The sequence below is a fragment of the Pedobacter africanus genome (genome assembly GCF_040548825.1).
GTDB classification, from domain to species: domain Bacteria; phylum Bacteroidota; class Bacteroidia; order Sphingobacteriales; family Sphingobacteriaceae; genus Pedobacter; species Pedobacter africanus_A.
In genome coordinates this window covers 1,350,842-1,365,934 of sequence record NZ_JBEPSL010000001.1, presented here as the reverse complement: position 1 = coordinate 1,365,934, position 15,093 = coordinate 1,350,842, and the positions used below count along the sequence as shown (strand labels likewise).

Annotated in this window: 15 protein-coding genes; 3 read left to right on the top strand and 12 right to left on the bottom strand. The window is 40.0% G+C overall.

Features of this window, described 5'->3' with window-relative positions; all coding sequences use genetic code 11:
* The first annotated feature begins 81 nt into the window (after positions 1 to 81).
* From ABIE26_RS05580 to ABIE26_RS05570, 3 genes are read left to right on the top strand one after another with little or no spacing between them, the layout of a single operon-like run.
* Positions 82 to 615 (top strand): UpxY family transcription antiterminator, encoded by a 534-nt coding sequence (locus ABIE26_RS05580; protein ID WP_310139124.1) that lies wholly within the window; start codon positions 82 to 84, stop codon positions 613 to 615.
* Between the two features lie 31 nt (positions 616 to 646).
* Positions 647 to 1,816, top strand: a complete 1,170-nt coding sequence (locus ABIE26_RS05575; RefSeq protein ID WP_310139126.1) for a DegT/DnrJ/EryC1/StrS family aminotransferase — start codon at positions 647 to 649, stop codon at positions 1,814 to 1,816.
* Between the two features lie 43 nt (positions 1,817 to 1,859).
* Positions 1,860 to 3,107 (top strand): DegT/DnrJ/EryC1/StrS family aminotransferase, encoded by a 1,248-nt coding sequence (locus ABIE26_RS05570; RefSeq protein ID WP_310139128.1) that lies wholly within the window; start codon positions 1,860 to 1,862, stop codon positions 3,105 to 3,107.
* A 65-nt stretch (positions 3,108 to 3,172) separates the two neighbouring features.
* Here the strand turns inward: ABIE26_RS05570 and ABIE26_RS05565 are convergent, their stop codons facing one another.
* The 12 genes from ABIE26_RS05565 to ABIE26_RS05510 form a co-directional block, all read right to left on the bottom strand.
* Complete coding sequence (locus tag ABIE26_RS05565) at positions 3,173 to 3,535, bottom strand: hypothetical protein (RefSeq protein ID WP_310139130.1); 363 nt, start codon at positions 3,533 to 3,535, stop codon at positions 3,173 to 3,175.
* 32 nt (positions 3,536 to 3,567) lie between these two features.
* Positions 3,568 to 5,469, bottom strand: coding sequence for a polysaccharide biosynthesis protein (locus ABIE26_RS05560; protein ID WP_310139131.1), 1,902 nt, complete (start codon positions 5,467 to 5,469; stop codon positions 3,568 to 3,570).
* A gap of 19 nt (positions 5,470 to 5,488) precedes the next feature.
* Positions 5,489 to 5,989 (bottom strand): GNAT family N-acetyltransferase, encoded by a 501-nt coding sequence (locus ABIE26_RS05555; protein WP_354375534.1) that lies wholly within the window; start codon positions 5,987 to 5,989, stop codon positions 5,489 to 5,491.
* Complete coding sequence (locus ABIE26_RS05550; protein WP_310139135.1) at positions 5,914 to 6,543, bottom strand: hypothetical protein; 630 nt, start codon at positions 6,541 to 6,543, stop codon at positions 5,914 to 5,916. Before ABIE26_RS05550 ends, ABIE26_RS05555 begins: the two co-directional genes overlap by 76 nt.
* Positions 6,491 to 7,681: an O-antigen ligase family protein gene (locus ABIE26_RS05545; protein ID WP_310139137.1), complete on the bottom strand. Its 1,191-nt coding sequence runs from the start codon at positions 7,679 to 7,681 to the stop codon at positions 6,491 to 6,493. The genes ABIE26_RS05550 and ABIE26_RS05545 overlap by 53 nt, the downstream gene beginning before the upstream one ends.
* Positions 7,682 to 7,711: 30 nt before the next feature.
* A complete protein-coding gene (locus ABIE26_RS05540; protein ID WP_310139138.1) occupies positions 7,712 to 8,227 on the bottom strand; it encodes a GNAT family N-acetyltransferase in 516 nt (171 codons plus the stop codon).
* Positions 8,224 to 9,189 carry a hypothetical protein gene (locus ABIE26_RS05535; RefSeq protein ID WP_310139141.1) on the bottom strand — a complete coding sequence of 322 codons (966 nt, stop codon included), beginning with the start codon at positions 9,187 to 9,189 and terminating at the stop codon, positions 8,224 to 8,226. The genes ABIE26_RS05540 and ABIE26_RS05535 overlap by 4 nt, the downstream gene beginning before the upstream one ends.
* A 6-nt stretch (positions 9,190 to 9,195) precedes the next feature.
* Positions 9,196 to 9,999, bottom strand: a complete 804-nt coding sequence (locus ABIE26_RS05530) for a phytanoyl-CoA dioxygenase family protein (protein ID WP_310139143.1) — start codon at positions 9,997 to 9,999, stop codon at positions 9,196 to 9,198.
* A gap of 17 nt (positions 10,000 to 10,016) precedes the next feature.
* Positions 10,017 to 11,063, bottom strand: a complete 1,047-nt coding sequence (locus ABIE26_RS05525) for a GNAT family N-acetyltransferase (protein ID WP_310139145.1) — start codon at positions 11,061 to 11,063, stop codon at positions 10,017 to 10,019.
* Between the two features lie 12 nt (positions 11,064 to 11,075).
* Entirely contained in the window at positions 11,076 to 12,224 is a 1,149-nt protein-coding gene (locus ABIE26_RS05520; protein ID WP_310139147.1) for a glycosyltransferase family 4 protein, read from the bottom strand.
* Between the two features lie 87 nt (positions 12,225 to 12,311).
* Entirely contained in the window at positions 12,312 to 13,730 is a 1,419-nt protein-coding gene (locus ABIE26_RS05515; RefSeq protein WP_310139149.1) for a pectate lyase family protein, read from the bottom strand.
* Between the two features lie 230 nt (positions 13,731 to 13,960).
* On the bottom strand, positions 13,961 to 15,079 hold the full coding sequence (locus ABIE26_RS05510) for an NAD-dependent epimerase (RefSeq protein WP_310139150.1): 1,119 nt from the start codon (positions 15,077 to 15,079) through the stop codon (positions 13,961 to 13,963).
* Positions 15,080 to 15,093 lie beyond the last annotated feature (14 nt).

Below are 15,093 nucleotides of genomic sequence, written 5' to 3'. Positions count from 1 at the left end.
CAGAATTACGTGAGTGATATAGCGAAGCTCTGCAATTAAACGACAACGCCTCAGGTTTCTTGCAAATAAACAGGCTTATATATGGAAAATTCATTTGGCAGTCGTACAGTCTGGAACAGACGTTGGCTGGTAGTTTACACCCGTCCGAGATGGGAAAAAAAAGTGGACGGGCTATTAAAATCGCAGGGGATACGGTCTTATTGTCCACTTAAAACTGTGATCAATCAGTGGTCGGACAGAAAAAAAACAGTAGAAATCCCCTTGTTTAGCGGCTACGTTTTTGTATGGGTAAGCGAACGGGAAGAATACCGGGTAAGACAAACACTAGGTGTATTGAATTTTATCTATTATATGGCCAGGCCCGCTGTAATCAGAGACAGTGTAATAGAAAAAATTGAATGTTTTTTAAAAACAAGTACCGACTGCGAAATTGTGGACGCTAAAGAAATATCACCAGGCGACCGTGTCCGAATCAAAAGCGGAGTTTTTTTCAACCAGGAAGGCACTGTAATTAAAGCTCGTGGAAAAAGTGTTTTAATGGTCTTTGACCACTTAAACTGCGCGCTGATCAGCAGTATAGCGATTTCTAACATCGCACTCCAAACAGCCATTTAATATAGATTACAACCTACTTAACCTAAAGAAAATGATTCCTGTAACCAAACCATTTCTTCCAAAAAAAGAAGAATTTAAAGCTTATATCGACAGCATATGGGAACGTCAGTGGTTAACCAATAATGGCCCGCTGTTGAACGATTTTGAGCTTAAGCTGAAAGAGTATCTGAACGTCAAACATTTACTATTTGTTTGTAATGGCACTTTTGCACTGCAACTGGCCATAAGAGCCTTGCAGCTGAAAGGTGAGATCATCACTACCCCGTTTTCTTATGTAGCCACCACAAGCAGCATTGTATGGGAAGGCTGCCAGCCCGTGTATGCAGACATCGATCCGGAGACCTTCAATATAGATCCGGAAAAGATAGAAGCGGCAATTACCCCCAGGACATCGGCAATACTGGCCACTCATGTATACGGGAATCCCTGCGACATTGATGCGATACAGCAGATTGCAGACAGGCATGGTTTAAAAATTATTTATGATGCGGCCCATTGTTTTGGTACCAGATATAAGGGTAAGTCGGTATATGAGTATGGCGACATCAGCGCAACAAGCTTTCATGCTACAAAGTTGTTTCATACCATAGAAGGTGGCGCTGTATTTACAAAAGACCCGGATCTGCTCAAAAAGATGTTATATTTAAGAAATTTCGGACACAATGGCCCGGATGCCTTTGCGGGTCTTGGAGTCAATGGCAAAAACTGCGAATTCCATGCAGCAATGGGCTTGTGCAATTTAACTTACGTTGATGAAATACTGGAAAGAAGAAAATTGCTTTCTGAACATTATTATGAGAGACTCGTTGACATCAAAGCAAAATTTCCAAAATTAAACCGGGATAAAGATTACAATTATGCTTATTTCCCACTGCTATTTGACACAGAAACCCTGAGACAACAAGCTATGGAAAAACTGGAACTGGCTAAAATCTACTGCAGAAGGTACTTCTCGCCTTCGCTGGCCACACTACCTTATGTTAAACGGGTTAAAATGCCAGTTTGTGATGAAATCGTAAAAAGAATAGTTTGCCTTCCGCTATACCATAGCTTGACCTTTCCAGATCTGGATATGATTTGCCGTATCCTGATCAGAACTCAGAATTATGCCCCTGACGTACCTGCAGAAAATGAAAACTTTGGACTGGTTGTGGCCGGTAAGATTGAAAAAGAGATCAATCATATCCGGACCACCAACTGATTCAAGCACAGAACAACAATCAATTTACTTAAAATCTAAGACAATGAATATTTCATTCTCTCCTCCCTTTATTGACCAGAATGTGATCAATGAAGTAGTGGATGCACTAAAATCGGGCTGGATTACTTCCGGGCCAAAAGTTAAGGAATTGGAAGCGGAAATTTTGCATTTGACAAAATCAAAATCAGCCATATGTGTAAATTCATGGACTTCCGGGGCCATAATGATGTTAAAATGGTTTGGTATAAAAGAAGGTGATGAAGTAATTATCCCAGCCTACTCCTACTGTGCAACGGCTTTATGCGTACTGCATTGCGGCGCTACCCCGGTTATGGTAGACATAACAGACGACCTGACCATAGACCCCATGCAGATCAAAAGAGCAATCACCCCAAAAACCAAAGCCATAATTGCAGTAGACCTTGCAGGTTTACCTTGTGACTATAATGCAATTAAATCCATCATTAAGAGTACCAGAAGTCGGAACCTTTTTGTAGCCGAGTCAGAAAAACAACAGCGACTGGGCCGTATTCTGCTGATTTCGGACGCAGCGCATTCTATTGGCGCTACTTATATGGGGCATTCTGCTGCTCTGAGCAGCGATATTACCATTTTCTCTTTCCATGCTGTAAAAAATATTACAACAGCTGAAGGAGGGTGTATTTGCCTAAACCTTCCCGGCTTTTTTGACATCAATGAAGAGTACACCTTTCTGAAGGTGTTTTCCCTAAATGGACAGAACAAAGATGCCTATACGAAATCAAAAGGTGGCAACTGGCGATACGACATCCTTTATAAAGGCTTAAAGATCAATATGCCTGATGTATGTGCCGCAATAGGCCTGGCCCAACTCAGGCAATACAAACGTTTTCTGCTGCCTGCCCGCAAAAGAATCGCTCAAAAATATTGTCAACTGCTCAGTAAATTTGAGTGGTTTATCTCTCCGTCTTTGAAAGATCATACCAGAGAATCGTCTTATCACATCTTTCCATTGAGGATAAAAGATATTACGGAAGCCTTACGCGACCAGATCATCGAAGATATTGTATCCCTTGGAGTTACTGTAAATGTGCACTTTATCCCTATGCCCATGCTGAGTTATTTCAGGAAGTCAGGTTACGACATTGCCAAATATCCAAACAGCTACAAACAATATGCCTGCGAAATATCGCTTCCCATTTACCCTGGACTGACAGAGGAAGATACTGACTATATCATTGACGCCGTAGTTAACGTGGTCCAGTCTAAAATGAGAAATGCAAAACTGATGGAACTCTCACTGATCCGATAGCCAACCCTACATTTCCTTGTCAACGAAAAAGAGAGGATGCCGATTGTGCATCCTCTCTTTTTGTATTAAAAATTATTGGTCTGACGTAAAAGTTCGTTATACTTTTCGAGTAAGTTGATGTATTTAATCATCCAATAGCTTACAGAATTGCCACCAGCATCATCTGTTTCAACATTTACATCTATAAACGGCTCTGTGTCTGTAAATATCTCCGGACCGACAAGTTCAAAATCATCAGGAAACTCCTTAGAGAAATCATGTTTAATGGCTTTTCCAATTTTATCGATGATCTCATGCTTCAGCGTTTTTTTGTTAAACCAATTATATATGGTTCTCCTGCTTACACGTAATTTTCTAGAGAGTTCACTGATCCTGACATGGTCCTCTCTCACAATATGTTCTATTAACCGACCTACGTTTAAATCCATAGCAATCCATTAAATTCGTCAATCTTTAATACTTAATCCATAAGGTAATAATCGATCTGTTCATACCTTGAATTTTTACTTTTATAATCGGGAATAATTTCTTTCATTTTCTTCACCATATCAAAATCGTTGTTCAGGCTATTTAGTTTTAACAACTCTTCAATAACATGGCCTATGTAAAAGAAACTATGACCAACTACTTTTGAGATTTTAATTTTTGGATGATAGGTAGAAATAACCTGTTCTTCTACCAACAGTAGCTCTTCATACAGTTTTTCGCCCGGCCTTAAGCCGGTAAATGCAATTTTGATGTCTTTATCAGGAACTAAGCCCGCCAACTTGATCATATTGGCAGCCAGGTCAGCAATTCGAATGGGTTCGCCCATATCAAAAAGGTAGATTTCTCCCCCCTTCCCCATCGCAGCAGCTTCCAGCACCAGTTGTACCGACTCAGGTATTGTCATAAAATACCTGGTAATTTCCGGATGAGTAACTGTAACCGGCCCACCCCGCTCTATCTGGGCCTTAAACCTTGGAAGTACCGAACCGTTTGACCCCAGTACATTGCCAAAGCGGGTGGTAATGAACTTTGTACCTCCTTTTTCATTATTGAGGGACTGGATGTACATCTCGGCCAGACGTTTAGATGCCCCCATGATATTAGTTGGCCGTACGGCCTTGTCGGTGGAGATCATGATGAATTTATCTACCCCGGAATCTATAGCCAGGTCAGAGATATTCTTAGTACCCAGCACATTTGTCAGTATAGCTTCAGAGGGATTGTTTTCCATCATTGGAACATGCTTGTAAGCCGCAGCATGAAAAACAATCTGAGGACGATATGCTTCAAATATAGCTTCCATTCTGCTCTTGTTCTGTACATTCGCCATCACAACATGTGTTCTGGCATCCGGAAAATCGTCGGATATTTCGAGTTGCATATCATGCAAAGGTGTTTCTGCCTGATCGCAGAGCACCACATATTCAGGTTTAAAGCCGATAACCTGACGCACAATCTCCGAGCCTATAGAACCGGCTGCACCCGTAATTAAAATCCGTTTCCCACTGATCTCCCTCAGGATGTTAGCCGTTGACAAAACAATCGGTTCCCGCTGTAATAAATCTTCAATTTTAAGGTCCTTAATCTGATTTGCGGTTAGTTTACCATATAGCCATTTATCTGACTGCGGAACGGTGACCACCTTAATTCCCATTTCAATACATTTGTCAATAGTAGCTTTCTTTCCATTCACGTTCAGGTTGTCGCCGGTAAACAGGATTTTTTTTATGTTGAATTTATTTTTGAGAACTGTAATTGCATCAGAATGATAAACGTGTTTTTGTTCAATATGCTTGTTTATTTTATCTTCATTGTCATCTACAAATGCAAACACATTTAAATTACTTGTTTTGCTTTCTTCCAATGCCTTTTTAACTAAAATGGAATCTGGCCCGGAACCGAATATCAATATATTCTCTTTCTTATCACAAGGCTCGATGGTTTTAAGATAACCAAACAAGCTTTTAACGGCAATCCTTACCAGGATCAAAAAGGAAGAAGAAACAAAAAAATTCATGATCAGCAGTTCAGGAAACCATCTGGCAGGAACAGGGAAATATGGCGTTAGAAAAACATGGCATAAAGCAGTAAACAACAGTCCGCTCAACCAGGCAGCCATGAATATCCTGAAAATGTCATCTGTATTGGAATACCGGATGATACCGGTGTGTATACGCATTCCGGTAAACACAATAAGCGAAATGAAACAATACAGCGCGGTATAAATGAAAAAATTAGAATGCCACAACTGCTGGTAATCAAATTTATTGATCAGCAGAAAAGAACAAAAAAGTGTCCAGGCAATAATGAGCTGGTCGATCAAAAGGATCAACCAGCGCGAATATATTTTTTCAGGGAACAGGAACTTTTTCATGGTATTAAAATTTAGGTAATTAAATGAAAACAACCGCTGTAAATACATTCATTACCGCCCGGTAAAGTGGAAAAAAATCTACATCCGTATCTTTATCTATTCCTTTCCGGTCGAGCAGCGACTGATAAACGGCATCATTGGCTATAAACCTCAGGCTTTTATAATTGAGATAGGAGTCTGAAAACAGGGATTTCCATTTAAACAGGGAATCTTCTTTAAACCCGAACCCTCCGCCGAGATGCATGTATTTCATTCCTTCCACTCTGCCTGTTTTACTTACTTCATCTACTAAAAATTTGGCCGGAGAATCATTTATAAATGCGGTTTTGGTACCAATCAGGTGGGCCTGGATAATTCCATGTGTAAAAGCGGCAACCATACCACAAATTGCCTCATCTTCAAGACAAACCAAAAACAAACGGCAGTCAAACTCATCTGCTTGGATCAGGTCAAGGAAATATTTCCGGCTAAAACGGTAATAATCAGCTGACTGTACGCGATCCATATTCTCGGTATAGATAGAGACAAATGTTTCGATATCCTGCTGTTTTTTGGTTTCCTTAACAGTGAAACCTTTTTTTTGCTTTTTTTTATAGAATCATAAACAGATGAATTATACTTCTTACGTTGCTCATCAATGGGTAAGGTTAAGTCGAGTACCACGGTTTTACCATTTTCATATACACCTTTAAAATCCCCGACCAGCGGATCCTGATTAAGAAACGGATTTAGCCTGGAAAAAACCGAAACAATTTGTTCGCTTTTAAGGAAGTTCAGAAACTCACGTTTGAAATTGTTGATGAAATTTTGGTTCAGATACTTGTTATCTTTGCTGGCAATAGGTCCCACATAACCATATACAGAACTTAAATCAAAAAAAACCGCTCCGGGTATTTTTCTTTTCACTACAGGAAAAGCAATATAGTCTTGACCTTCCTCATAAACAAAGAGCATGGCCATGCCACTATGGTCCAGTGCATGATAATACCAGGTGTGGTAAAAATCGTGGACAAAAGCATTGTTAATGTAAAAATTCCATTCCCGCTTTTGGGCTAAGGTGATTGTCTTTATCATAAACGTAGTTTTTAGTTACCCTTACTTTCTCCGGTGTCTCCGGATTTTTTATTTTATAGGTTTTATGGTACAACCATAATGAAGTGAACAGTACCAGGTAGACATCAAAATAATTATGAATGGTCAACATATAGAGCATCAACGAAAAGGTTACGAAAAAGATGGAAGGGTTCTCCTTAAAAAAACGGAGACCATTAAACAGCAGATATCCATATATCCATAAAAAATAGATCAATGCAAAAATACCAGCCTCTCCCATCACCATTAAATAGGTATTGTGTACCCCCACCCTGATGTTGAAGTTATTAATTTCGTCACCTCCGGTTTGGCCGCTGAATGTTTTGTAACCATTGCCAAAAAACGGGTGGTCAAGTATTTTATCGTAATAGAGTGCCCAGGTTTCTGTACGCGCCCCTTCTTTCATTTTGGGGTCAATTTTCCCATTTAACATATCTGAAAATGCAGTCAGTCTTTGGCTGTTGAAATCAAGTTTGTCTCCAAAAGAGACAAATAAGGCAAACAAACAAACACAAATAAAAAGCTTATAGATATTTTTAAAATCCAGGAAAACGGACAAAATGTTGATCAGCACCCAGATCAGCAGGAAGGTGCGTGAAAAAGTTGCCAGACCTCCAATCGAAAAGAGCAGCTGTCCGATCAATTTTAAGGTCTTATTCTTGAGTGTCAACCCAAAAGCATAACCAAAAAGACAGGCATAGGCTGCAAGATTTGCATTGAGATAGAATCCGCTGTATCGTCCGCCGATGCCGCTAACAAATACTGCTTCGTACAGGATACTCAGGCAACCAATGAGCAGTACAATATATATATCTTCATTTTTCAGATCTCTGATCAGGCTGGGCACCATGATGACAAAAATCAGGTATTTACTGAAGCCAGCCAGGAAGGTGGTCGAATATTGACTATCGACAATCAAGGAAATTATGGAAAACAGGAAACCAAAAATGACGAAATGAACCATTGGTTTTGCCTTAACAGCAAGAAAATAGTATAAGATAATGCAAAGAAAGGTACAGTAGCTGAGCAGACTCCCCATAGCTGCACTGATATGAACCAATGCATAGCCCGGAAGATTACATAAAATCAACAACAGGATAAGCAGCTTCAGGATTTGCATCTTTTTAGCTTAAAGGTTTATCTGGCCACATTAAAGTCCGAATGAAGGGTGCTTGTGACTGAAGGTATCTTTACTGATCTTCATCTCTAAAAAACCGTTGGTCTCATCTTTACCGGAAAGGGAAAAGCCGGTCTTTTCATAAACCCGGTAAGCGGCACGGTTTAAGGGACTCACCGACAATTGTACGTAAGACAGACCAAGTTCGGAAAAGGCATAATACAAGATGATCTCTGTAGCCTTCTGCGAAATGCCTAATCCCCATAATTCCTTTTCACCTATGAAAATGTGTAGCCAGGCTTTTTCATAATCTATTTCCAACAACTGTACATTCCCCACATATTGGTTATTATCCAGCAGGCAGATGGCAAATCGTTTTTCATCAGCTCGCTTAAGTTTACTGCTTAACCATGCTGTTTCCAGTTCAGGAGAGATGTATTGATTAGGTTTGGATCCGGTATATTTCCATATTTCAGGATCATTTCTCCATCGATATGAAATCTTTGCATCGGCCAGTTTCAGGGGCCTCAAATAGATAAATGTGTTCATATTATCTTTTTTAAAACGTTGACCATATACTCCATATCCTGAAGGTCATAGCGTTGGTCTACGGGCAGGCAAACCAGATTCGCAGCCAGTTTATGTTCAAACGTATTCTGACTGGTCCATTTCAACACATTAGGCCAATAAGTTGGCACAAATATTTTTTTTTCGATCAACTTGGATTTTACTCCTTTTTTTGACAAGAGTAAAGGATAGGTCATGGCCGGCACCCCTTCAGGCAGGATCAGCTCCAGTTCATTAACCAGCATGAGCTGTTCATTTAAAAATTTGAAATTTTCAATACGCCGGGTTTTACATTCGCGGTAATTGATACCGCGCAACAGGGCCCTGGTAAATAAAGACATCGATTTAATGTCATTGTCTTTTAAATTGAGTTCATTGGTTGTAAAATCTGCATACCCCTGTTCAATACCATAGTCTATACTTTTCGTTAAATGCCCCACTCTTTCCGTAGAATAATCTTTTTCCAGAATGAGACGATCTTCTGTATTGGTCTGAAGATAAGCGCCATCCGGTACGCCAAAAAATTTTCGGCATGAATAAAAAGTATCTGAATACGGGATCGGCTTAGAAAAAAAAGCCTGAGCATTGTCAATAATCAGGTTGCCAATGGTAGCTTGCAACTGCTTTAAAACTGCATCTTTCAGTCCAAAATAATTGGTATACAACAGACATTCTGTTGGTCCGACCTCAAAATCCAGTACCGGCTCCAGTTGCTTGTTGATCTTGTAAAACTGATAAGGGATATTGAGCCTTCTCAATGGTTCCAGCAATACCTCACAGGTATAATAAGGAAAATATATCCTGGTATAGTCTTTCAGGATCAGAAGGTATTCCAATGCATTTCTGGAAGTGTTCAGTTTTATCAGCTCGGGATAATATTCTTTGCCCTGGACAAGTGCCAGCTGAAAGTATCCACCAATGGGTTTAACTGCCCGGTTTTCCATAATAAATTAGCCTTGTCCAGGCTGGTACATCCTTAGATGCACCGGCTGATAAAATTCATATAAGTTTGCTGGTATCCGGGCATTATAGCCAACGACCTGTCTCAGGTTTTCCTGAAGCGTTGCTCCGAACTCATACCCCAGGTAACGCGGAAAATCAAACTGGGGCTTAAAGTAGGGTTTGGTAAAACTTAAAGTAAGCGCCCTGCGTGGTCCATCTGTTTCATTTTTACCAGCGGCATGCCAAAGATTGGAATCGAATACAATGATGCTCCCTTTTTTGGCAATAGCCCTGTCTGCATGTTTGTAAAAGTATCCATCATCTGGCCTGGCTTCTATTTTATGAGATCCGGAAAGCAGGTAAGTGGCACCATTGTCGACAGTAAAATCATCCAACAGCACAATCATCTGAATCATCAGCTTCAGAGGCCCCGTAAAACTCCGCAAATCCCGGTGTACGTTTTGGACATAAGGCCGGTCGTCCTTCCTGTTGATAACCCCACTCATCCCATTCAGCACATAATTTCCATTCAGAAATTCCCGCATTTCTTTATCACAAAACATTTGCCCCAGAAAATGCAGGCCAAAATTATCACGTTCCAATATGTGGTGTAGCGTACCTTCCATGTTGGCTTCTATACCATTCTCAATTTGAACCTGTCGGCGGACATGATATGCCACGATTAAATCGTTCTGGATTTCTTCGACCAGTTCTGAGTTTAAGGCGTTTTCGTAAACCACCCAGCCATACTGGCTGATGGCATATTGAAAATCGGACAATGTCGCTTCTGCGTAATTGAATTTATTTTCCATTTGCTTAAAGTTTTATTTTAAACATTTCTATACAGGGGAAAGTATCCCTTATCCTCTTTGACATTTTTTTGCTGTACCAGCTGATTATAGCCAGGTTCATCGCCAATGTAGCACCAAATCTGGTCTGTCAGCAACAGGTCGGAAAACAACCGTTTGAATTGAAAAAGGGTATCTTCTCTACCGCCTACACCTCCTCCGAGATGAAAAAATTTCATTCCCAGGTCGCGTCCCATAACACTGATCTCGTCGGTAAGTAATTTACTTGGAGAAAAACAGATATGGGACTCGCTTGTGGCCGATAAATGGTTTCGGATGATACCGGCCAGCCACATCACTATGGCACCACAAATCATCTGTTCTCCATCATAAACCAGCATCAGTTTGCAATTGAATTCTGAATTGTCTAGCAAAGCCGAAAAATATTCTTCATTGTAAAAATAATGCTGACCGGCATGTAAGCGAAGCATGTTCTGATTGTACATCCGGGTAAATGACCGGATCTCTTCTTCAGTATCGGCATATTTAATCAGATAGTTTCTTTTTCGAAGTTGTCTGATCTGCCGAAGTAGTCTTTTGTCGTACCGTGACCTCTGTTCTTCCAGCGATTGAGTCAGATCGATGTATACCGTACGTCCGTTACTCCTGACCCCTCCCAGTTTATCCAGAAGGGGGGATTGATTGATAAATGGGTTTAACCTGGAAAATACACTCACTGCCCGGCTATGTTGCATAAAATCAGCAAACGAATACTTAAAATTACTGATCAGGCTGTCACTGAGCTGGTCAAATTTTTTATTGGAAACCGGGCCTGTATAGCCATAGCTGGAAGTAAGATCACAGAAACTGGCCTGCTCTATCCCTCTTTTCAGAAGCGGCAATGCAATAAATGTATTCCCTTCTTCATAAACAAAAAGAATGGGTTCACCTCTTTTATCTAAAATATGGTAGTGAAGCGTATGATAAACATCGTACACCACCGATTGTTGCATATACCAGGCCCAGCGTTGTGCATCAGTGATTACCTGATATTTAGGTTGAAACAAAAAATTTTCTAAACAAGACATCTTTTTGTGTTTTTAATTCAGGTGCATTATTTTTAGCATGGCAGCATTAATCAGGTTAACATCGAATTTCTGTCTGGCAAATTTTCTTCCGTTCAGGCCGTAAATGAGAATATCCTTTGTATGCCTGATGTAATATTCCATTTTGGAAGCCAATGCACTAATATTCTTTACTGGAACTAAAAAGCCATTGGGTTGTACATCTGAGGGGTTTATGGTTTCCCGGCATCCTACAGAATCGCAGGTGATAATAGCCCGCCCCATAGCCATTCCTTCCAGCATACACCTTGGAACACCTTCTCCATAGTAAGACGGCAATACCAGTACGGATGCTGCTTTAATGTAAGGCCTGACATCATCAACTGACCCGAGGTATTCTACCACTTTGCCAGACTTGATACTGGCATAGAGTTCCTGGTCTATAGCATCTATATTTTCATCATACGAACCCAGAAGTTTGAATTTTATTTCAGGGAATTTCTGTTGAACCAGTTTGGCTGCCTCATAAAACTCCTTAACACCCTTGGCATTGATCAATCTTGAGATCATTAAAAAACTGATGTTCCTCGTTTTTGGCCTCGAATACCGATAAGCGCTCAGATCTACGCCGGAACCATTTACAATAAAAGTGTGATGCTGTTTATTGATAACACCGGCCCGTAACAAGGTTTTGCAGTCATCCGGATTCTGAAAAATTATACTCAGCCGCTTACTGGGCAAGAGGCTCCATTTTAGAAGAAATCTGGTAATGTGGCTCACCAAACCATGCTTTACTCCCTGAGGCGAGAAATTATACCCTAAGCCGGTTAACATTGGGGTAATGTGATTTACTTTACAGATTTTGGCAATTGCAGTTCCATAAATTACGGGCTTAAACGTATATGGAAAAAATATTTCTGGCTTTAAGGTTTGAATCAGTTTATAGAGTTGAAAGATGTATTTCAGATCGGAAAATATAGAAACATTACTTCCGTTTAAGGTATTCTCATGAACTGTGACCTGCAGCGCTTTCAACTGATCGGCCACCGAGGTCAAATAAATTTTAGGGGTAAAAACATGGACTTCATTGGTTTTCACCAGTTCCGCGATCAGTTTACCCCGAAAACCCAGCAATGTAGCAGAAGAATCGCAGGCGATGAGCACGCGTTTTCTATTGTTTTCCATATCGTTGTTAATTTTAAAGATGAACGCAAAAAGCCACCTGACTCCCATCAGATGGCTTTTTGACCAAATATTAAAAATTATTTTTTATTACAAGGTTGCACCCGCACCTTTGGTCACCACTGCAGGAACGTCTGCAGCTGCATGGAGTGCAGATTTAAATTCATAACCAGGGTCCCAGTTGCCTGCTGGAGTAGTAATTTTTGGACTACCGCTATTTACATAGATATTTGTACCCGCTCCTGTAACTGTACCGGCAGCTTCGCCAGCCTGACTGTTGGAAATAGGGACCGGACAATTAGAAAAATAATCATTATCTGTACGCAAATTCACGTTTGATCTGGCGCCAATAGAGTATCCACTATTGTTAAGATGATAATTATTGAACATGTGCACACTTCCCCAACGCGTCATTGGCTCTCTTTCTGAAATATTGTACCAGAAATTGTGGTGCAGTGTTACATGCAGTTTACCTGCATCTGATTCGTAACCGGCACCACCGGCACTGATCAGAACCGACAGGTTGTTGTCATGAAATTTATTCCATGAAAGTGTTACGTAATCTGATTGAGTGGTAATGGATATGTCCTTACCCCAATATTCCCATCCCTGATTGCGGTCAGTTGAAAATTCGCAATGGTCAACCCAAATATGATGTGAACTTTCAGCCACCTGAACACCTGAATAGGTTACATAGTTTTTCATGGTCAGGTTTTGAAAAATAATGTTATTTACTCCGAATAACATAAATGACACCCCTTCTATTGACGAACCTTTCAAACCAATGATAGATTTATTTGAGGTAACATAGACCTTATTCACCCCAGTGGCTTTGATTGCACCTGATACATAAACCACTTTTGCACCACTTGATCCAACGGCACTAATTAAAGCCTGTAAACTGGATACTGTAATTTCTGAACCGCCTTTACCACCGCTTGTCAAACCGTTTACCGCGGCGTAACCGATCAGACCTGTAGTTACAACACCCGTAGTTGGCGGTGTTACTGGGGTAGTTGGTGGAGTTGGATCAATTGGTGCAATACTTGGTATACCACCTGTAGTTACTGTATACTTTTTACCATTAGTCCGTGGATCGGAGTTATCTGAAGCAGAAAAAATTAAACTGCCACCCCAATGGCTAAATCTGCCATTTCCTTTAGAACGGATATCTGCATGAACGCTGTGGGCAGGCCCCAGTTCTTTACCATCTTCAAACACCCTAAGCTTTGAAATTGAAGGTTGCGAATTTGAATCACCGGTGGTTCCGAAATTCTGTGAAATGCTATATGCATAGCCTCCATCCGTTGTAATTTTTGATAATGTTAAAGCAATTGGTGTGGTGTTGGAAACAGCACTTTGCGAATCTACCAATTCACTTTCATCACTTGTTTTTAAGTCGGCAGGAACTGCGGGACTTTCTTTTTTGCATTGAGTAAACGTTAAAAATGTAGAGAGTAATAAACCTAGTACCAGCACTCGTCTTAATTTGTCTTTCAATCTTTCCATTAATAATATTGTTTTTTAAGATACGCACTTTTAACGTGACAGTTAAAAATAAATTATATCCTAAAAGTTACAATCAAGGAAAGAAACAAAGGGTTTTAACACATAAAAAACCGCATAAAATCACTTAAAAAGCTGTTTACACAATATTGTACAATGTGTAAACCAACTTTACATTTTTTATAAAATCAGGTTTAATGACATTTAAATGACGATCAAACATCAACTACAAGTTATCTTTTTGTAACCAAAACATTGTATTTTGATGTAAAACGTAGCCTAACACGTTTTTTAAGTACTTTAAAGCGGTAAAAATTATCGTACCAATTAATAAATTCTCTAACACCATCTTTAACGGAAATTCGGGGAGTATAACTTAATTCATTTTCCAGGTCGGAAATATCTGCCCATGTTTCTGCGACATCTCCTTCCTGCATAGGTAAATATTTTTTGTCGGCAAGCTTACCAGTAGCGCTTTCGATTTCCTGAATAAATTCCAAAAGACTTACAGGCGCTCCCCTCCCAATATTAAAGATCTGATATGGCGCTTTCGAACTTCCGGGATCCGGGCACTGAGCATTCCAGTCTGGATTGCCTTTCGATGGCTTGTCTGTAACATTTATAATTCCTTCAACAATGTCATCTATATAGGTAAAATCCCGACGCATTTTACCCTCATTAAAGATCTCTATCGGTTTACCTTCCATTATGGCCTTGGTAAATATAAAAAGTGCCATGTCCGGCCGGCCCCATGGACCATAAACGGTAAAGAAACGTAAGCCGGTACTTGGGATATCAAAAAGATGGCTATAGGCATGTGCCATTAATTCATTGCTTTTTTTTGTTACAGCATACAGTGAGATCGGATGATCTACATTGTGATGGGCAGAAAATGGCATTTTTTTATTTAAGCCATAAACACTCGATGAACTCGCATACAACAAATGTTTGATTTTTACACGCCTGCAGCATTCCAGCACGTTCAGAAAACCAGAAATATTGGCTTCAATATAAGCCTCCGGGTTTGTTAAACTGTACCTGACCCCTGCCTGGGCGGCTAAATTACATACTACATCAAAATGATAAGTATCAAACAGTTCTTCCATATTGTGTTTGTCACTGATGTCTAATTTGATGAAAATATAATTGCTGTATTTTGAGCTAACAACAGGATTATTATAGGTAGTGAGCGATTTTTCTATCCCACTTTCTTTCAATCGTGCATACTTTAAATTGACATCGTAATAATCATTGATGACATCTATACCAACCACTTCATCTCCTCTCTCTGCCATTCTTTTTGCCAGGTGAAAGCCAATAAAGCCTGCAGTGCCTGTGATTAAAATTTTCATATGTTTTTAAATTA